Source organism: Parapedobacter defluvii, from assembly GCF_014642075.1.
In the GTDB taxonomy this organism is placed as follows: Bacteria; Bacteroidota; Bacteroidia; order Sphingobacteriales; family Sphingobacteriaceae; genus Parapedobacter; species Parapedobacter defluvii.
The window spans coordinates 49,835-67,146 of sequence record NZ_BMIK01000009.1; the positions used below are offsets into that span (position 1 = coordinate 49,835).

Genomic DNA, 17,312 nt, shown 5'->3' on the forward strand with positions numbered 1-17,312 from the left:
CAACAGTTGCTGATAGCCACAGCTGTATTCATCTCTTCAATGAACGATACAGCGGCACAAGAGAAAAATACAGTCCAATCCGCTCCGATCCAAACAAGGTGGGCTAGGGAAATAGCGCCCGATAACGCGCTTCCCGAATATCCCCGTCCGCAACTGATGCGTAATAACTGGACGAATCTGAACGGGTTATGGGAATACGCCGTTACCGATAGCATAACCAATTCACCTACGTATGAAGGACAGATTTTGGTGCCGTATCCACTGGAGTCCGTACTATCGGGCGTAAAGCGTACGCTGCTACCCGAGCAGCGGCTCTGGTACCGGCGGTCGTTCGACCGCCCGGCGCTTTCAAAAGGTGAGCGTCTGTTGTTGCACTTCGGCGCGGTGGATTACCAATGCTGGGTGTATGTGAACGGTAAAGAGGTAGGTACCCACGAAGGCGGCTACATGGCGTTCAGTTTCGATATCACCGATTTCGTGAGAAGCGGGGCGAATGAACTCGTCGTCAAAGTCTACGATCCGAGTGACGCGGGGATTGGTCCGAGGGGTAAACAAGTGCTCAACCCCCAGAATATTTATTATACGCCTTCATCGGGTATCTGGCAGACGGTGTGGCTGGAAACGGTGCCGAAGGATTACATTACAAGGTTGAAGATAACGCCCAATGTGGATAACGGAGCCGTCCGCGTCGTAGTGGAATCGGCAACAGACAAGCCGGTCACGGTGACCGCGGCGGGCCGGACGGTAAAAGGCCATGCCAATACGGAGATTAGTTTGCCGATAAGCGATGTGCGGTTGTGGTCACCCGCCGATCCCTACCTCTACGACTTGGAAGTAACCTTGGGAGCGGATAAAGTAAAAAGCTACTTCGGTATGCGAAAAGTTTCGGTAGAGAGGGGCGCCGACGGTCACGACCGCATTTTCCTGAATGGCGAGCCATATTTCAACCTGGGCACGCTCGACCAGGGTTTCTGGCCGGACGGATTGTACACGGCTCCGACAGACGAGGCATTGGCGTTTGACATCAAAGCCATCAAAGCGATGGGCTTCAACACCATCCGCAAGCACATCAAGGTCGAGCCGGCACGGTGGTACTATCATGCCGACAGATTGGGTATATTGGTGTGGCAGGATTTCGTGCAGCCAAATCCCAACCTGCCGGAAGGGGCGAAGGAAATCTTCGAAAAGCAGGGCGCGGAAATGATGGCGCAATTACATAACCACCCGAGCATCACCACGTGGGTGCTGTTCAACGAGAAGTGGGGGCAGTATGATCAAGAACTGTTGACGCAATGGGTAAAAGACACCGATCCGTCAAGGCTGGTCAACGGCCACAGCGGGGAGTACCTCTACGTCAATGAAAAGCTCCGCTCACCGTCCCCCGATGCCTATGTGAATTCGGACATAACCGATGTGCACAGCTACCCCGATCCGATGAACAGCCTCCAAATGGATGGCAAGGCGCGGGTACTGGGCGAATTCGGCGGCATCGGCGTATTCATCCCCGGCCACCAGTGGAACACCGGCAGCGCCTGGGGCTATATCAACGAAAAGCCCGCGGCGCTGAAGGCGAAGTACAGCATCATGAACAAGCACCTCCAATTACTGCAAAAGGAGGGCTTGTCGGCATCAATCTACACCCAGCCCTTCGATGTGGAGGGCGAACAGAACGGATTGATGACGTACGACCGGGAAGTGATCAAAATCCCGTTCGCGGAGTTACGGGAAATCCATCGGCCACTGAGTCCGGATAGGAGTACAATCCCGGAAGTGACGGCCATCGATGCCGACCTGACCGATCCGGCGGTGACCTATGAGCAGGCACTACAGGAATACATCGACGGTCGGGAAACCGATTTGAAAAGGTTAGCCATGCTGGCCGCGCAGACCGGCGACGCGGCCGGTAAGAACCGGTTCAATAGCCTGTACATCCTGTCGCTTTCGGCACCCTATAGCGAAGCGGATTTGGCCTTCATTGAGGGCAGTACGACGAAAGTAACGGATGCGGGTTTTCCCATACTCGTGGTGCAATCCGAGGGTAACCGTCCGCTGCATATCAAATTGATGAACATCATCTTCACCGATGTCATCCAGCCGTACGTCCCGACACCCGATACGAAGCCCAATTGGGAAGAAATCCGGGAAAAGGTAAAAAGCTACGGCGCACCCGGCGAAGAAATGTATTTACGGGCCAAGACCATCCATACGCTCAACCAGCAGGATTGGGATGCATTCCGGCCCGTGGCAAAGGAATACCTGGAGAAATACGGCGAATTCATCAAACCGGAAGAAAAGCAGCTGTTTGAAGAGAAGCTATGAAAAGTATGATCGTCTTATCGGTTTTTGTGATGCTGGTACTTACTAGCTGCTCGACGACGCACTCGCGTGGGCTATCCAGTAAAGAAGAAATGAATGCAATCCAACCCGAAGTCTGGGAAATAGAGTTGATGGCAGTATCAGGCCAAAGTTTTACGCCGTTTTGGATGACGGACAAGATGGGGCTAATCCCGCTTGGATTGGATGTTAACTCTTGGAATGCCGATAAAGCAATTTTGAGGCTCCAGTGTCCTAAGGATTCCTCCACGGCAGTGTATCGATTTTGCGAGACGTTACGTGAAAACGGTCAGTTCCACGTGATGCGGTTGTCCCGGTTGGAATAAAGAGTCATGTGTTTGCAAAAAGCGTTCCTTGCTCCGCGACCGTGGAGCGAGGGCGCTTTGTTAAAAAACATGCAGTAAACCAGAAAACAAACTTTTTCCAAAAAAATGCCCCTTAATTCCCCACCCGGGGCAAATTCCGTATCGATATTGGTGCCATAGTTTTAACCAATCAAAGTAGGGAGGGCCTATGACAACAATTGATTTCGAGAAAGCGAGCTTCAAGGACTTCGAGGACATTCCGGGCATCGACCCGTACGGACGGGCGGCGCTTTGGACGGCTTATGTGGACAGCCGCAAACAAGTCGGTGAATGGAACTACCGCCAGCGGAACCTTTCCGGTTGCGGGCCGGAGATGGAACTGGAATTAACGGGCATCGCCCACAAACGCTTCGTCAGCCTGGTATCCAACGACTACCTTGGCTTCACGCAACACCCACGGGTAAAAGCCATGGCCGCAGAAGCCATTGAACAGTATGGGACAGGTGCGGGCGCAAGTCCGGCCATCGGCGGGCATTACGATTTCCACCAATGGCTGGAGGAGAAAATCGCAGCGTTCTTCGGACGGGACAGCGCCATTGTCTACTCCACCGGATACACGGCCAACAGCGCATCGCTGCAATGCCTGCTGCGGAGGGACGATCTGGCCATACTGGACATGGCCGTGCACGCCAGCGTATACGAGGGCTGCCTGATGACCAACGTGAAGACATTTCCCCACAACAACATGGACGCATTGGAACGGGTACTGAAATTATCGAACGACCGCTACCGGACACGGATGGTCATCATCGACGGGGTGTACTCGCAGGACGGCGACCTTGCCCCGCTGGACAGCATATTGGAACTGTGCAGGCATTACGGGGCCTACCTGATGGTGGACGACGCGCACGGCACGGGGGTAATCGGCGACACGGGACGCGGAGTGATGGAACTGCATGGCCTGTTGCGGGAGGTGGACATCGTCACGGGAACGTTCAGCAAGACATTCGCCCATGTTGGCGGCTACGTGGTGGCCAGCCGCGAACTGGTGGACTACCTGAAATTCCAGGCACGCCAGCACATCTTTTCGGCAACGCTATCCCCGGCGGCGGCCTGTATCGGCACGGCCATCGATCTGGTAGACGACGAGCCGGGATGGATGGCCAAGCTGTGGGATAACATCCGCCATCTGAAAGGGGGATTGCAGGGGATGGGGTTGGAAACGGGCGATACGCAATCGGCCATCATCCCCGTGAAAATCGGCGACATCAAATTGAACGCGCAGATCTGTGGGCTGCTGCTGGAAGCGGGTGTGTACGCCAACCAGATAAACTATCCGGCAGTGGCACGCAAGGACGCACGGGTACGGATGAGTGTGATGGCCACGCACACCGAGGAACAATTGGACAGAGTACTGAATGCGTGGGAATGGGTCATCCGCAAAACAGGAATAGGAAAAAGGAAATGAGCACACAATGATGGCCACGCCCCGGAAGAAATACAAGGTCAGGGACAGGGAAGCCACCATGCGGGCCCTGAAAGAGGCCGTGGGTGAAATCCTGCGGGAAACGGGCTTCCACGACCTGCGTACCACCACCATCGCCCGCCGTGTGGGGAGGGACAAGAACATGATCCGCTACCACTTCGGCGGCCTCGGCCAGCTGCTTGCGGAGTACGTCCGCGACAGGGACTACTGGCCGCCGTTCTTCGAACGGTTCAGGCCGACGGAACCCCTGTCCGCGACGGAGATGGAGGCCGTATTCACTGAGCTGATGCAGGAGAACTTCCAGCATTTCCTTGACGACAGGGAAATGCAGCGGGTCATCCTTTGGCAGGCATCGGAATACCATCCGGTGATGCGGTCGGCATCCGCAAAGAGGGAGGCCGAAGGGATGCAGCTCATCCGGCTGGCAGACCGATGGTTCTCGGGGACGGATGTCCACTTCGGGGCGGTACTGGCCGTCGTACTCGGCGGCACCTACTTCCCCGTATTGCAATCCAGCGCGAACAACGGCCCTGTATGCGGCCTGGACCTCAACGCATCCCGGAATAGGGACATCCTCCGGCGCACCATCGGGCAGATCATCCATTGGGCATGGCGGGCAGCGGCCGAAAGCAAGAAAGGAATCGAAATGAAAGAACTGAATTATGAGTACGAACTGCTGGATAACCTGGCCGCCACGCCGAGGAAAGCCGACGGGCAGGGCGGCCCGGACCCCCTGATATCGACGGAGGCAAAGCGGCTGGAAGCGCTACTGCTCGCCGAACTGCTCCGGCTGGATAACGAGACGCAGATCAGGCTGTTCCTCAAGGCGCACCTCAACAGGCTGGTCGGGCTTTGCAACAGCCTCTATGACCCCCAATCCCCGTACAATCCCGATGCGGAAGTTTTAGTGGGCATCATGGATGCCCTGCGCAGGGCCGTATCGGACATGCTGCCGGAAGAGATTGTGTTGCCCGAAATCTTCCGTGATACCATGGGGGTACGGTTGCGGGCACGGTGGGAAGCCGTGAAGCGTTCCCTCACGGATATGGCCATCGACACGGCGTTGCTCAACATCATGGACGTGCCGCTCGAACGGTTCGGGGACAAGACGAAAGCCGCGACATGGATGGCGTTCCAATACCTGCGGAAATACACGGAAGGGCTGGAAGGATTGGTCGCCGAGGGCGTGCTCGATAAATGGTTGGTATGCATCAGGCTCATCGCACTGGGGTTCAACCACGCCCGTTTTGCGGCCTACCTTGCACATGCCATCCGTTTCAAGGCCAACGGGATGGACGGTCCCGCCCGCGCGGATTACCTGAAAGGGATACGCCAACACGTATTGCAGACGCATCGCCTCACGATGCTCCGCTTCGACAGGGATATGCCGCCGATGTCGGAGGAACTCATCCGGTGGCTGGACGCGGAAATCGGCGGCAACGGTGGGATAGCACGGCAACGGCACAACGTGATGAAACTCAACACGACGTTCAAGGCCACCCAACTGGCCCTGTGGCAGAAACTGCTGTATGACCATGGCATGTACGACGAGGCCAACCTCGACCTGTTCGCGGAGAAGACAGCCCATGCATTTGCCACAAGGGGGCAGGAGTCGTTGTCCCCCGCCAGCATCAAATCGAAATTCTACACAAAGGAGCCGTCCGCTATCCGTGCCATCGGGAAACTCCTCGACGACCTGCGGAAGGATATCGACGACTTCGGGTAAAGGATTTATTTCGTGTGTTTGCGGGCCGGTGGGGATTTCTCCATCGGCCCTTTTCCGTTCAGGGGTCGATGAGTTTTCCCATCCCGTTGACTTCCATGAAATCGACGTATTCATAGAGCAGTTCCCGCGTGAATCCCGGCAGGGCCAACAGATCCCTGCTACGGCGACTGGCAAGGTCGCCGAGTGTCACGAATCCGAGGATTTCCATCGTGACGGTAAATTCACGACTCATGCCAAGGGTATCGATGGGTTGGCGGAGGATTGCCGGGGTATTGAACGGATGCATCGCCTGAAGTTTGTCACCGCTGTCCCGGCACGGTGGGTACATCAACGATATAGCGTGGGACACAAACTTACCTGCCCCTGAGGTCCCGCGAAGAACCCGAACACAAGATAAGCTGCGCCCACGCTATAACGCGGGCGACCAGCCTATTTTTCCTTGTGTTCATTCAAAACTTCGCGGGTTTCAGTGACAAGTCAAATAGCTGCCGCTATGCAATATTTTTACATCACAAAGATAAGCAAAATCCCGCTGTATTCCATGATTTCCGTATTTCCCATCCCGGGGTATATGTACGGTACATCTACTTGACGCGTATCCCCGCGACCCTTTCCTTTGGCGGTTTTCCGTGGCATGTAAACCAAATAAAGGAGGTCAAATGGATAATGTAATCTATGGGAATCCCGGCCGGGAACTGGCCGAAAGGCTGGAATCGGCCCTGGACGGGGTGAGCGATACACTCGAACGGCTCAGGCTCGCCCTGCGCACCATTCGCAGGGCGAAAACGGAACTCAGGGAAAAAGTGGAGAAACGCCCGCCCGCCACCGCAGACGAAGAGATATACCTGTACAAAACGGTGTGGCCTTCCGTGCTAAGCTGGCACGTCCAGCACATGGAATGGTATGCGATGGAAGCCAACCAGCCCATCGGCGACCGTAACAGACTGAAAGATTACTGGAAGAGGGAGCTTGTATTCACCGCCCGTTTCATGGCCATGCAGCCATTCCATTACCAATACTACAAACTGGGCGCGACTGAACTCGACCACCTCTACTTCATCCCCAACGCGGAGATACCCGACATCCTCATACCGGAAGTGCCGGACGTGGACGGGCGCACCGGGACCAAGATGGGCTATCTGTTTGCCAAATTCATGGCCTACGAACGGTTGCACACCCATATACTGGAATCGATGCATGGCCATGAAACGGGCGACGTCTTTCCGCGCATGACGCGCAAGGGCAGGGAAATGAAATGGACGGGCGATACCTGCAACCTGATAGAAATAGCCTATGGCATCTACGAGACCAAACAGATCAACGAGGGCGGTGCGGACATCGGCGACATCATCGGATGGCTGGAAGAGAGTTTCGGGGTGAGCCTGCACCGCTACTACCGGAGGTTCAGCGAGATCAAGCAGCGCAAGACGGTGAGCAAGACCCGCTTCCTCGACGAGATGCGCGAGGCCGTCCACCGGAGGATAGACGACGGGAACGCATACAAGCCCCTCACGAAATCCCCGCGTACCATGCCGTAAGGGCCGCTTTTCAGGAAAATCGTTCCGGCTCCCCATGCGGATTGTCAACGATTTTTTTGCCCCCTGCCCACCTTTGCTTCCGTAATCCCCGGCACAATGGGGTGCCGGGGCCAAAAGCAGAAAGATATGTTACAGCAATTCACCTGGCAACAGTTCCTTACGACAGCGGCCATCCTCTCCGCCGCATGGTACGCGGCGGTCCTGTTCCTGTATTTCCGCACGGAAATACAAGGGCTGCTTTCGGGCAGCCGACCACAGCGGCCGGATACGGAACCATCCCCACCGGTAACGGACGATGGAGACGACAGCCCGATGGGCAGGCCAGCGGAACCGGAAGGCGTGGAAAGCGTCGGCCCGGACGAACTTTCATTCGCCCCCGCACGGGAGCCGGACGGGGCGGCGAGGACACGGCGGCTGGGCGTGGTGTCCGACGTGATGCACGAACTGAAGAACATGGTGATGCTGCTCCGGCAGGAGAACGGCACAAAAGAGGAGTTCCATGCATTGTTCGGCCACATCAAGCAGACATACCCCACCATCCGGGAAAGCGGCCAACTGGCCGCACTCACCAGCTACCTCGAAGACTACCTGCCGTTTGCACTCACCGAAGAAGAAAAGGGGAAACTATGGGATTAAAGGACAATCGCGGCAACGCACGGAAAAGAACGGAAATGAAACCATCACCATCACGGTTTACGGAACGCACCATGTTCCTGAAGAAATTATCAGCCATCGCACTGCTCACCGCCATCCACATCGCCACGGCCATCGCGCAGGACTCCGGTGACGGTGAAGCGGGAATCCGCGAGGCCACCGACAAGGTAAGGGGTTACTTCGACACGGGCACCGACCTGATGTACGCAATCGGTGCGGTGGTCGGCCTCGTGGGGGCGGTCAAGGTCTTCAACAAGTGGAACGCGGGCGAGCCGGATACGGGCAAGGTCGCCGCCGCATGGTTCGGCTCCTGCATCTTCCTCGTGGTGGTGGCCACCGTGCTCAAATCGTTCTTCGGTATTTCATAGGACAATGGAAAGGCAGCTACCCATATACGAAATTGACGGCACGCCATTCCATGTGGACATGGAGCACGGCGAGTTCCGTGAAGTGCTCAACCCCGGCAACCGCATCCCGTTCGACGAGATGCTGTTCAAGGGCAACCACTACGAGTTGGTCTACGACCGCGAAACGAAGAACGCCTACCAGGGCGCCCTCGACGATGCCGTCGGCATGGAATCCGTCACTGTGGTCAAAATCCCGCACCCCTACAAGCTCGACCCGGACATCCGGGCAAGGGTGCTGGAGCGGATAGGCAGCGGACTCAAACAGCACACGCAGCCCGACGGAACCACGGCAAACAAACGGATAAGCAGGTAACAGGAAGTCTCATATCTCACATCTCATATCTAAAAAAGAAAATGGCAACGGTCTACAACATCAATAAAGGCATCAACAAACCCATCGAGTTCCGTGGGCTAAAAGGGCAATACATCGGCTACCTGGCCGGGGGGCTGGTCGGCCTACTGCTGCTCTTCGCGGGGCTGTATCTCATCGGCACCAGCCTGTACGTCTGCCTACCCGTGGTCGGCACCCTCGGCACGGCGCTGTTCATCGGGGTCACCAGCCTCAGCCACCGCTTCGGCCAGCACGGGCTGATGAAGTATTTCGCCCGGCAGGGTATGCCACGCTATCTCCGGTTCAGGTCAAGGCGGGTGTTCACCACCCTCAAACACAAACGCAATGGTTGACATCGAAAAAATATTCCCCGTTTACAGGGTCGAAAATGCGGCCATGCTATCCGTGCAGGGCGACATCACCGTGGGCTACGAAGCCACGCTGCCGGAAATCTTCACCCTCGGCCAGCGGGATTACGAAGCCTACCACCAGGCACTCGTCAAGGCCATCCGGGTATTGCCCCCGCACAGCATTTTCCACAAGCAGGACTGGTTCGCCGAAACGGGTCATAAAGCCGACTTTGATAAAGCGGGCGATGCCTTCCTGTCAAGGGCCAGCGAACGCTTCTTCAACGAACGGCCCTACCTCGACCACCGATGCTACGTCTTCCTGACCAGGAAACCGGACGACCGCAAGGTGTCCACCTCGGCCACGTCGAACATCCTGCGCAAGTCCATCGTGCCGGAGCAAGGCGTGAGGGAGAAACTGTTCAATGACTTTTTGGACAGCGCCGGGCAACTGGAACGCATCCTCAAAGACAGCGGCTTCGTGACGCTCAGGCGGCTGGACAACGATGCGCTTGCGGGCACGGCCAACCATCCGGGCATCATTGAGCGGTATTGCTTCCTGCTCGATGACGGGCAGCATTCCATGATCCGGGACATCCACCTGAAGGACGGCCTGCGCATCGGCGACCGCCATTGCCAGCTTTTCACGCTTTCCGATGCGGAGGACGTTCCCGCCCTGTGCGGCCCACGCATCAACTACGACAGGTATTCGACCGACCGCACCAAGTTTTCCGTGGGGTTCGCATCCCCGTTAGGTCAGCTATTGGACTGCAACCACATATTCAACCAGTACATCTTCATCGAAGACGCAAGGAAAACCCTGAAAAAGATGGAAGCCAAGCGCCTGCGCCTGCAATCGCTTTCGGCCTATTCGCGGGAGAACGCCATCGCACGGGATGCCACCAACGATTTCCTGAACGAAGCCATCTCCGAACAGCGGATGCCCGTCAGGGCGCACTTCAACGTGCTGGCATGGACGGACGACCCCGCCCAAAGGAACGAGGTGAAGAATAGGGTATCGTCCGCGATGGCGCAGCTCGATGCGGTGGCCAAGCAGGAGACGGACGGCTCACCGCAGGTCTGGTTCGCGGGGATACCCGGCAACGAGGCCGATTTCCCGATGAACGACACCTTCGATACGTTCCTCGAACAGGCCACCTGTTTCCTCAACCTCGAAACGGGCTACCGTTCGTCCCTGTCCCCGTTCGGTATCCGGCTGGGCGACCGCCTGAACGGGCGGCCCATGCACGTGGACATCTCCGACGAGCCGATAAAGATGGGCTTGACCACCAACCGCAACAAGTTCATTTTGGGGCCAAGTGGCAGTGGCAAGTCATTCTTCACCAACCACATGGTCAGGTCTTATTACGAGCAGGGTGCCCACGTGGTCTTGCTCGACGTGGGCCACAGCTACAGGGGGCTCTGCGACCTCGTGGACGGCTACTACTTCACCTATTCGGAGGCAAATCCCATAAAGTTCAACCCGTTCTACCTTACCGATGGCGACGTGCTGGACACGGAAAAGAAAGAGAGCATCAAGACTTTATTGCTCGCCCTCTGGAAAAAGGAGGACGAACGCTTCACCCGTTCGGAGTACGTGGCCCTGTCCAATGCGCTCACGGGGTACTATGCGTACCTCGAAGCGAACAGGGATATTTTCCCCTGCTTCAACACCTTCTACGACTACCTGATGGAAGTCTATTTAAAGGTGCTGGAGGACGGCAAGGTCAAGGAAAAGGACTTCGACGTTTCCAATTTCCTCTACGTGCTCAATCCCTACTACAAGGGCGGCGAGTTCGACTACCTGTTGAATGCCACCGAGAACCTCGACCTGCTGCACCAGCGCTTCATCGTGTTCGAGTTGGACGCGATCAAGGACCACCCCATCCTGTTCCCCGCCGTGACGCTCATCATCATGGACGTGTTCATCTCCAAGATGCGCAAGCTCAAGGGCATCCGCAAGGCCATCCTGATCGAGGAGTGCTGGAAAGCAATTGCGAAAGAGGGCATGGCCGAGTACATCAAGTACCTGTTCAAAACCGTGAGAAAATTCTACGGGGAGGCGATTGTCGTGACCCAAGAGGTCGAGGACATCATCTCGTCCCCAGTGGTCAAACAGGCCATCATCAACAACAGCGACTGCAAGATACTGCTCGACCAATCCAAGTACCAGAACAAGTTCGACGACATCCAGCAACTGATGGGCCTCACCGACAAAGAAAAGGCGCAGATCCTGTCCATGAACCGGGCCAACGACCCCAAGCGGAAGTACAAAGAGGTCTTCATCTCACTGGGCGGGCAACTCTCGAAAGTCTACCGCACGGAAGTGAGCCTGGAGGAATACCTGTGCTATTCCACCGAGGAAAGCGAAAAGGTGAAGGTGCAGGAATATGCCGCCAAATACGGCAGCATCCGGAAGGGAATAATGGCGTTGGCCAATGACCTGCGAAACAATAACCATTAAATGATACAGCAATGAGAACACAACTTTTAATCATCGCATTGGGCGTCACGGTAATGGGCTGCGGCCCCACCGGAAAGGACACCCCATCGTCCATCACGGGCACCTACGTGAACCATGCGGAGGGGGAATACAGCATTTCGGACGACACGCTGGAAGTCTCCCCCGACGGCACACGGGAGCATACCTACCGGATACTTCGCCGCTCCACGTTCCGGCGCATCGCAGAGGACGGAACGCATGGCGATCCGGTACACCAGCGCGAGGAGTGGACGGCGGTGCTCAATCCGGAGACCGGGGCGCTGCGCGAGACCCGCAAGCGCCGGAACATCACCGTCCAGCCGGAATCCGGCACGCTCACGGTGGAAAAACGGGAATACAGGAAAATAACGACGGACCAACCATGATAAAAAGGATAATGAGAACGCTCAAGACATACATGCTCATCCTACCCATCAGTGCAGTGACACTGTTCGTGTCATTGCCACGCGGGGCCACGGCGCAACTGGCCATCGCCGAGGTCATCAAGGCGGGCATCAAGAAAGTGATCAAGGCCATCGACCTCAAGATGCAGCGCTTGCAGAACCAGACCATCTGGTTGCAAAACGCACAGAAGACATTGGAAAACCAGTTGTCCAAGCTGAAGCTGAACGAAATCGCCGACTGGACGGAAAAGCAACGCAACCTGTATGGGGAGTACTACGAGGAACTCTGGAAAGTGAAAGCGGCCATCAGCTACTACAAGCGCATCAAGGACCTGACCGAACGGCAGGTGGCCATCGTGGACGAATACAAGTGGGCGTGGAAGCTGTTCCAGAAGGACAAACATTTTACCCCCGATGAATTGCTCCACATGGGGCAGGTCTACACAGGCATACTGGAGGCCAGCGTGAAGAACCTCGACCAGGTACTCTTGGTGGTCAACAGTTTCAAGACGCAGATGTCCGATGCCGCACGGCTCGAAATCATCACAGAGGCCAGCAGGAAAATGGAAGAGAATTACACCCACCTGCGGCAGTTCAACCGCCAGAACAGCCTACTCAGCATCCAGCGAGCCAAATCCGTGGACGAGGTGGCAACATTGAAGGAAATCTATGGAATCGATGAATAAGAAAATGGATAAAGGATTGTTGGACAAAGGGACAAGGATTGCCAAAGGCAAGGGACTATACCTGTCCTTATTCCTTGTTCTTTCCATCCTTGCTCTAACAACCAGCCACGCACAGACCTTTTCGGAGTGGTTCCGGCAGAAGAAGACACAGAAACAGTACCTCGCCGAGCAGATCATCGCACTTCAACTATACGGCGGCTACCTGAAAAAGGGCTATGACATCGCTTCGTCCGGCCTTGGCCTGATACGTGGCTTCAGGGATGGGGAATTTGGGCTGCATACCGCATTCTTCGCATCGCTATCGGCCGTCAGCCCGGCCATCCGCGACGATGTGAAAGTGGCCGAGACCATCGCCCTGCAAATCGCCATCATCACGGCATTCGGCGGCATGAATAGTGGCAACCACGCGGAATACGTCCGGAGCGTGAAAGACAAAGTGCTGGAAGATTGCGGCAAAGACCTCAGCGAGTTGGTGGACATCGTGCTGTCCGGCAAGGTGGAAATGGATGACGAGGAGCGCATCCGGCGGCTGGAAAAGGTACACGCCTCCATGCGTGACAAGGCCGCGTTCACGCAGCATTTCACGGGTGACGTGCGGCTCCTGGCCCTCATGCAGAAACGAGAAACAGAACAGATCGAAGACCTCAAAAATTGGTTCAGCCATGAAAATGATTAAAAGGATTGTCGCCATACCATCTTTATTCCTTGTTCTTTCCATCCTTGCTCCGGCCAAAGGCCATGCGCAGACGGACGAAGTGGTGCAGTTGCTCCTGAACGTCGAAAAACTCAGCCAGCTAAAGGGTATCCTTTCGGACATGAAGCGGGGCTACCAGATCATCAGCGGCGGCTACAACGCCATCAGGAACATTTCGCAGGGCAATTTCAGGCTGCACGAGGTATTCCTCGACGGGCTGATGCTGGTCAACCCTGAAATCAGGAAATACCACCGCGTGGCCGACATCATCCGCTACCAGAAGGACATCGTGACCGAGTACAGGGCGGCATTCGACCGCTTCCGGGCATCGGGCAATTTCACCGAGGATGAAATCGGGTACCTAAGCCGGGTGTACAGGCAGCTTTTCGACCAGAGCGTGGACAACCTCGACGAACTGCTGATGGTCATCACGTCATCCCAACTGCGGATGGGCGATGACGAGCGGCTGCGGGCCATCGACCGGATATGCGACGACGTGCAGGACAAGCTGCAATTCCTGCGGCACTTCAACCGCGAGGGCAGCCTGCTCAACCTCTGGCGCGAAAGGGAAAAAAGGGAAACACAGACACTGCAAGAAATCCATGGAACCAATTAAGCACAACAGCCCCGCCCGCCCCTGCCTGCGGGCCGTCCGTACCCCTGCGCCCCTGTTTTCCGTCCGTGCCGCCGCCCCGTCCTGCGCCCTTGCCGTGCTGGCCGTGTTGGCCCTTGCCCCCGTCCCTGCCTGCGCCCAAGGGTTGGCGGGCGAAATCGGTGGCTTGCAGGCCGAGCTGGAAAAAGTCCACGCCGACATGCTGTCCCTTTGCGGCCGCCTGATTGGGGTGGGCCGTGGCATCGCGGGCTTTGCGGCCCTCTGGTACATCGCCAGCCGTGTATGGCGGCAGATGGCCGCCGCCGAGCCCATCGACTTCTATCCGTTGCTGCGCCCGTTCGGCATCGGCCTTGCCATCCTGTTCTTTCCGCTGGTCATCGGCGTGATGAACGGGGTTCTCAAGCCCATCACGTCGGCGACGGGCGGCATGGTCACCGAATCGGACAAAGCCATCGCCACCCTGCTCAGACAGAAAGAGGAAGCCGTGAAAAACTCCCGTTACTGGCAGATGTACGTGGGGGAAAGCGGATCGGGTGACAGCGACGAATGGTACAAGTACACCTACCCGGACGACCCGAAACGCGAGAACGAGGGGTTCTGGGCAGGCATCGGCAACGACATCAAGTTCTGGATGGACAAGCAATCGTACAATTTCCGCAATTCCATCAAGCAATGGATGAGCGAAGTGTTGCAGGTGCTGTTCGCGGCGGCGGCATTGTGCATCAACGCCATCCGCACGTTCTTCCTCATCGTGCTAGCCATACTGGGGCCGCTCGTGCTGGGGCTGTCCGTGTTTGATGGGTTGCAGCACACGCTCACCGTATGGTTGGCGCGGTACATCAACGTGTACCTGTGGCTGCCCGTGGCCAACATCTTCGGCAGCATCATCGGCAGGATACAGGAGAACATGCTCAAAATCGACATCCAGCAGATCGGACAGGAGGGCGACACATTCTTCAGCACCACGGACACCGCCTACCTCGTCTACCTCATCATCGGGATACTGGGTTACTTCGCCGTGCCCAGCGTGGCCAACTACATTGTCAATGCGGGCGGTGCCAATGCCCTCATGCAGCGCGTCAACTCGCTGGTCATCAATTCGGCAGACAATGCCGCCCAACGGGTGACCGATGGCAACGACATGACCAGGGACAGCTTCGGCGACATGGCACGCAACGTAAGGAACAGCTTCACGGGCGCGGGCGGCAGCGACTACTTCAAATCCGGTAGCAGCCACCAACGCGACAAACTATCCGGCGACTAACAAAACTTTTTCTCAATACTCAATACGCACTACTCAATACTAAAAAATGTTCAGGCAATTAAGAAATATCGACACCGCTTTCAGGCACATCAAGAAATTCAGCATCGTTGCCCATGTGGCGACCATGCTCCTATGCGGCTTCGCCATTTACAAGAGTTACGAAGCCACGCAACGGATACTTTCCAGCGTTTGGGTCATCGTGGATGGCAGGCCCATTCGTGCGGAAGTTGCCGCCCGCAAGGATAACCTCGAAGTGGAGGCAAGGCGGCACATCTCCGACTTCCACAGGCTGTTTTTCACACTCGACCCCGACGAAAAGGCCATCACCGCCGCCATCGGGCAGGCACTGTACCTCGCCGACAACAGTGCCAAACGGCAGTACGACAACCTACGTGAGAGCGGCTACTACGCGGGCCTCATTTCCGGCAACATCAGCCAGCGCATCACGGTGGACAGCATCCGGCTTGACATGCGCCGGGAACCCTACGCCTTCCGGTGCCATGCTACCCAAAAGCTCGTCCGTTCCAGCGGCACGCTCACCCGCACATTGGTGACGACCGGAACGCTGCGCGACGTGGCCCGCACGGACAACAACCCCCACGGCTTCCTTATCCAGCGGTGGGAAACCATCGAAAACAGGGACATCCAAACACGGTAAGGCATGGGAACGCAAGCGAAAAGACAGCAAAAGGCGGACAGCCGGCAACAACGGGAACGGTTGGCGCAGAACATCGCCGGGCGCATCACCACCACGCAGGGCCGCTTGGCAAACAGGCTCAACCGCGTGGCGGCAAAGACTACGCGCAGGCAGCAAATCCTGTTTTTCACGGTGCTTATCCTCCTATTGGGCGGTTGCTTCGGCTACCTCATACTGTCCAACATACGGTAAGTCTCACGTCTCAAATCTCATATCTCAATAAAATGGAAACAAACAAAATCACCCCACAGATGCGGCAGAAACGGAAGTTCCTGCTTGCATTGCCCTTGCTGGTGCTGCCGTTCGCGGCACTGGCCTTTTACGCCCTCGGCGGCGGCCAGGGAACGCAGTCAACCCTGCCCGAAACCACGGGCATCAACACCGGGCTGCCGGAGGCCAGCTTCAAAAAGGAACGTCCGGCCAACAAGCTGGACTACTACGAACAGGCAAGGCGCGACTCCCTGCAACGGGCCAGATCGGAGACGGGCAGGGATTTCACCGGCACCGGGGACGGCTTCATGCAGCCCGACCCGCAGGAGCAGCGCATCACCGAAAAGCTGGCCCTTTTGGAGCAGGAACTCAGCCGCCCCGAGGAAGCCGAACCCGTATATGGCGGGGGCGGTACCTACCGGATGCCCGTACAGGCCGAACCCATGCCCGACACCCGTGCCGACATCGAGCGGCTGGAACGGATGATGGAGCGGCTGAATGCAAGCGAACCTGCGGACGACCCCGAAATGGGGCAGCTCAACGCGATGCTCGAAACGATACTGGACATCCAGCACCCCGGACGGGTGCAGGAAAAATTGCGGGAGCAATCATTGACGAACAGGGAAAGCGTCTATCCGGTCACCCTTGCGGGTGACAGCCTGCCGGACAACGCCATCCGCGCGGCCATCCACCGTGACGGGGAAGTGATAAACGGCTCGTCCATCCAGTTGAGGCTGCTCGACAGCGTGTACATCAACGGACGGCTGATACCCGCCAACAGCTTCGCCTACGGCATCTGCGCCATCGGCGGCGAGAGGCTCACCATATCCGTCCGCACCGTCCGCCACGGAAATTCCATACTCCCCGTATCGCTCACTGCCTATGACATGGACGGCATCGAGGGACTGAAAGCATCCGGTTCCCTGACACGCGATGCCGTGGGGCGCGGGAGCAACGATGCCATCCAGTCCATGCAACTGATGTCGCTCGACCCATCCCTTGCGGCACAGGCCGCCACCGTGGGGGTGAACGCGGCCAAGGGGCTGTTCAGCCGCAGGGTACGGCAGGCCAAGGTCAACACGAAAGCGGGCTATGACCTGCTCTTGAGGGACGATAACCAACGATGAACATAAA

General features: G+C 56.9%; 20 protein-coding genes. 17 read left to right on the forward strand and 3 right to left on the reverse strand.

Translation table 11 applies throughout. The annotated features are described in order from the left end of the window. Positions 1–39: 39 nt before the first annotated feature. The 3 genes from IEX60_RS13615 to IEX60_RS13625 all read left to right on the forward strand — a co-directional run bounded on the left by IEX60_RS13615 (position 40) and on the right by IEX60_RS13625 (position 4,107). A complete protein-coding gene (locus tag IEX60_RS13615; RefSeq protein ID WP_188751534.1) occupies positions 40–2,319 on the forward strand; it encodes a glycoside hydrolase family 2 protein in 2,280 nt (759 codons plus the stop codon). Further along, a complete protein-coding gene (locus IEX60_RS13620) occupies positions 2,316–2,660 on the forward strand; it encodes a hypothetical protein (protein WP_188751535.1) in 345 nt (114 codons plus the stop codon). The genes IEX60_RS13615 and IEX60_RS13620 overlap by 4 nt, the downstream gene beginning before the upstream one ends. Before the next feature lie 187 nt (positions 2,661–2,847). Further along, entirely contained in the window at positions 2,848–4,107 is a 1,260-nt protein-coding gene (locus IEX60_RS13625; protein WP_188751538.1) for an aminotransferase class I/II-fold pyridoxal phosphate-dependent enzyme, read from the forward strand. Here the strand turns inward: IEX60_RS13625 and IEX60_RS13630 are convergent. Then, positions 4,073–4,432, reverse strand: a complete 360-nt coding sequence (locus IEX60_RS13630) for a hypothetical protein (RefSeq protein ID WP_188751541.1) — start codon at positions 4,430–4,432, stop codon at positions 4,073–4,075. The two genes, IEX60_RS13625 and IEX60_RS13630, sit on opposite strands and share 35 nt — an antisense overlap. Between IEX60_RS13630 and IEX60_RS13635 the strand changes: the two genes are divergently transcribed. Then, entirely contained in the window at positions 4,412–5,851 is a 1,440-nt protein-coding gene (locus IEX60_RS13635) for a hypothetical protein (RefSeq protein ID WP_188751542.1), read from the forward strand. The two genes, IEX60_RS13630 and IEX60_RS13635, sit on opposite strands and share 21 nt — an antisense overlap. Positions 5,852–5,909: 58 nt before the next feature. On the opposite strand, the gene IEX60_RS13640 is transcribed toward IEX60_RS13635, so the two are convergent. Then, positions 5,910–6,179: a hypothetical protein gene (locus tag IEX60_RS13640; protein ID WP_188751544.1), complete on the reverse strand. Its 270-nt coding sequence runs from the start codon at positions 6,177–6,179 to the stop codon at positions 5,910–5,912. 331 nt (positions 6,180–6,510) lie between these two features. On the opposite strand from IEX60_RS13640, the gene IEX60_RS13645 reads away from it, so the two are divergent. From IEX60_RS13645 to IEX60_RS13670, 6 genes are all read left to right on the forward strand, one after another. After that, positions 6,511–7,389, forward strand: coding sequence for an RteC domain-containing protein (locus IEX60_RS13645; RefSeq protein WP_188751545.1), 879 nt, complete (start codon positions 6,511–6,513; stop codon positions 7,387–7,389). Between the two features lie 126 nt (positions 7,390–7,515). After that, positions 7,516–8,025, forward strand: coding sequence for a hypothetical protein (locus tag IEX60_RS13650; RefSeq protein ID WP_188751547.1), 510 nt, complete (start codon positions 7,516–7,518; stop codon positions 8,023–8,025). After that, a complete protein-coding gene (locus tag IEX60_RS13655; protein ID WP_373285053.1) occupies positions 8,016–8,411 on the forward strand; it encodes a DUF4134 domain-containing protein in 396 nt (131 codons plus the stop codon). The genes IEX60_RS13650 and IEX60_RS13655 overlap by 10 nt, the downstream gene beginning before the upstream one ends. Positions 8,412–8,415: 4 nt before the next feature. Beyond that, positions 8,416–8,763, forward strand: coding sequence for a hypothetical protein (locus tag IEX60_RS13660; RefSeq protein WP_188751549.1), 348 nt, complete (start codon positions 8,416–8,418; stop codon positions 8,761–8,763). A 41-nt stretch (positions 8,764–8,804) separates the two neighbouring features. Then, entirely contained in the window at positions 8,805–9,134 is a 330-nt protein-coding gene (locus tag IEX60_RS13665; RefSeq protein WP_188751551.1) for a DUF4133 domain-containing protein, read from the forward strand. Then, positions 9,127–11,592 carry a TraG family conjugative transposon ATPase gene (locus IEX60_RS13670; protein ID WP_188751553.1) on the forward strand — a complete coding sequence of 822 codons (2,466 nt, stop codon included), beginning with the start codon at positions 9,127–9,129 and terminating at the stop codon, positions 11,590–11,592. The genes IEX60_RS13665 and IEX60_RS13670 overlap by 8 nt, the downstream gene beginning before the upstream one ends. Positions 11,593–11,618: 26 nt before the next feature. Here the strand turns inward: IEX60_RS13670 and IEX60_RS13675 are convergent, their stop codons facing one another. Then, complete coding sequence (locus IEX60_RS13675; RefSeq protein WP_188751555.1) at positions 11,619–11,990, reverse strand: hypothetical protein; 372 nt, start codon at positions 11,988–11,990, stop codon at positions 11,619–11,621. A 17-nt stretch (positions 11,991–12,007) separates the two neighbouring features. On the opposite strand from IEX60_RS13675, the gene IEX60_RS13680 reads away from it, so the two are divergent. From IEX60_RS13680 to traM, 7 genes are read left to right on the forward strand one after another with little or no spacing between them, the layout of a single operon-like run. Further along, the gene (locus IEX60_RS13680; RefSeq protein ID WP_229717564.1) at positions 12,008–12,700 is read left to right on the forward strand and encodes a conjugal transfer protein TraI; all 693 of its coding nucleotides are present in this window, start codon (positions 12,008–12,010) and stop codon (positions 12,698–12,700) included. Then, positions 12,693–13,376: a hypothetical protein gene (locus IEX60_RS13685; protein ID WP_229717565.1), complete on the forward strand. Its 684-nt coding sequence runs from the start codon at positions 12,693–12,695 to the stop codon at positions 13,374–13,376. The genes IEX60_RS13680 and IEX60_RS13685 overlap by 8 nt, the downstream gene beginning before the upstream one ends. Next, positions 13,369–14,010, forward strand: coding sequence for a TerB family tellurite resistance protein (locus IEX60_RS13690; protein WP_505808623.1), 642 nt, complete (start codon positions 13,369–13,371; stop codon positions 14,008–14,010). Before IEX60_RS13685 ends, IEX60_RS13690 begins: the two co-directional genes overlap by 8 nt. Continuing rightward, positions 13,997–15,271, forward strand: a complete 1,275-nt coding sequence (gene traJ, locus IEX60_RS13695) for a conjugative transposon protein TraJ (protein ID WP_188751558.1) — start codon at positions 13,997–13,999, stop codon at positions 15,269–15,271. Before IEX60_RS13690 ends, traJ begins: the two co-directional genes overlap by 14 nt. 46 nt (positions 15,272–15,317) lie before the next feature. Further along, positions 15,318–15,929, forward strand: a complete 612-nt coding sequence (gene traK / locus IEX60_RS13700; protein WP_188751561.1) for a conjugative transposon protein TraK — start codon at positions 15,318–15,320, stop codon at positions 15,927–15,929. Positions 15,930–15,932: 3 nt separating this feature from the next. Continuing rightward, complete coding sequence (locus tag IEX60_RS13705; RefSeq protein ID WP_188751563.1) at positions 15,933–16,160, forward strand: hypothetical protein; 228 nt, start codon at positions 15,933–15,935, stop codon at positions 16,158–16,160. A 32-nt stretch (positions 16,161–16,192) separates the two neighbouring features. After that, positions 16,193–17,305, forward strand: a complete 1,113-nt coding sequence (gene traM, locus IEX60_RS13710) for a conjugative transposon protein TraM (RefSeq protein ID WP_188751564.1) — start codon at positions 16,193–16,195, stop codon at positions 17,303–17,305. The last annotated feature ends 7 nt before the right edge of the window (positions 17,306–17,312 follow it).

Bases quoted from the DNA above. Each gene is read 5' to 3' on its own strand.
- IEX60_RS13685 (WP_229717565.1), top strand. From the start codon at position 12,693: ATGAATAAGAAAATGGATAAAGGATTGTTGGACAAAGGGACAAGGATT.
- IEX60_RS13620 (WP_188751535.1), top strand. From the start codon at position 2,316: ATGAAAAGTATGATCGTCTTATCGGTTTTTGTGATGCTGGTACTTACT.
- IEX60_RS13655 (WP_373285053.1), top strand. From the start codon at position 8,016: ATGGGATTAAAGGACAATCGCGGCAACGCACGGAAAAGAACGGAAATG.
- IEX60_RS13650 (WP_188751547.1), top strand. From the start codon at position 7,516: ATGTTACAGCAATTCACCTGGCAACAGTTCCTTACGACAGCGGCCATC.
- IEX60_RS13615 (WP_188751534.1), top strand. From the start codon at position 40: ATGAACGATACAGCGGCACAAGAGAAAAATACAGTCCAATCCGCTCCG.
- IEX60_RS13670 (WP_188751553.1), top strand. From the start codon at position 9,127: ATGGTTGACATCGAAAAAATATTCCCCGTTTACAGGGTCGAAAATGCG.
- IEX60_RS13635 (WP_188751542.1), top strand. From the start codon at position 4,412: ATGCAGGAGAACTTCCAGCATTTCCTTGACGACAGGGAAATGCAGCGG.
- IEX60_RS13640 (WP_188751544.1), bottom strand. From the start codon at position 6,179: ATGTACCCACCGTGCCGGGACAGCGGTGACAAACTTCAGGCGATGCAT.
- IEX60_RS13665 (WP_188751551.1), top strand. From the start codon at position 8,805: ATGGCAACGGTCTACAACATCAATAAAGGCATCAACAAACCCATCGAG.
- traJ (WP_188751558.1), top strand. From the start codon at position 13,997: ATGGAACCAATTAAGCACAACAGCCCCGCCCGCCCCTGCCTGCGGGCC.
- traM (WP_188751564.1), top strand. From the start codon at position 16,193: ATGGAAACAAACAAAATCACCCCACAGATGCGGCAGAAACGGAAGTTC.
- IEX60_RS13625 (WP_188751538.1), top strand. From the start codon at position 2,848: ATGACAACAATTGATTTCGAGAAAGCGAGCTTCAAGGACTTCGAGGAC.
- IEX60_RS13660 (WP_188751549.1), top strand. From the start codon at position 8,416: ATGGAAAGGCAGCTACCCATATACGAAATTGACGGCACGCCATTCCAT.
- IEX60_RS13680 (WP_229717564.1), top strand. From the start codon at position 12,008: ATGAGAACGCTCAAGACATACATGCTCATCCTACCCATCAGTGCAGTG.
- IEX60_RS13705 (WP_188751563.1), top strand. From the start codon at position 15,933: ATGGGAACGCAAGCGAAAAGACAGCAAAAGGCGGACAGCCGGCAACAA.
- traK (WP_188751561.1), top strand. From the start codon at position 15,318: ATGTTCAGGCAATTAAGAAATATCGACACCGCTTTCAGGCACATCAAG.
- IEX60_RS13690 (WP_505808623.1), top strand. From the start codon at position 13,369: ATGATTAAAAGGATTGTCGCCATACCATCTTTATTCCTTGTTCTTTCC.
- IEX60_RS13630 (WP_188751541.1), bottom strand. From the start codon at position 4,432: ATGCTGGAAGTTCTCCTGCATCAGCTCAGTGAATACGGCCTCCATCTC.
- IEX60_RS13645 (WP_188751545.1), top strand. From the start codon at position 6,511: ATGGATAATGTAATCTATGGGAATCCCGGCCGGGAACTGGCCGAAAGG.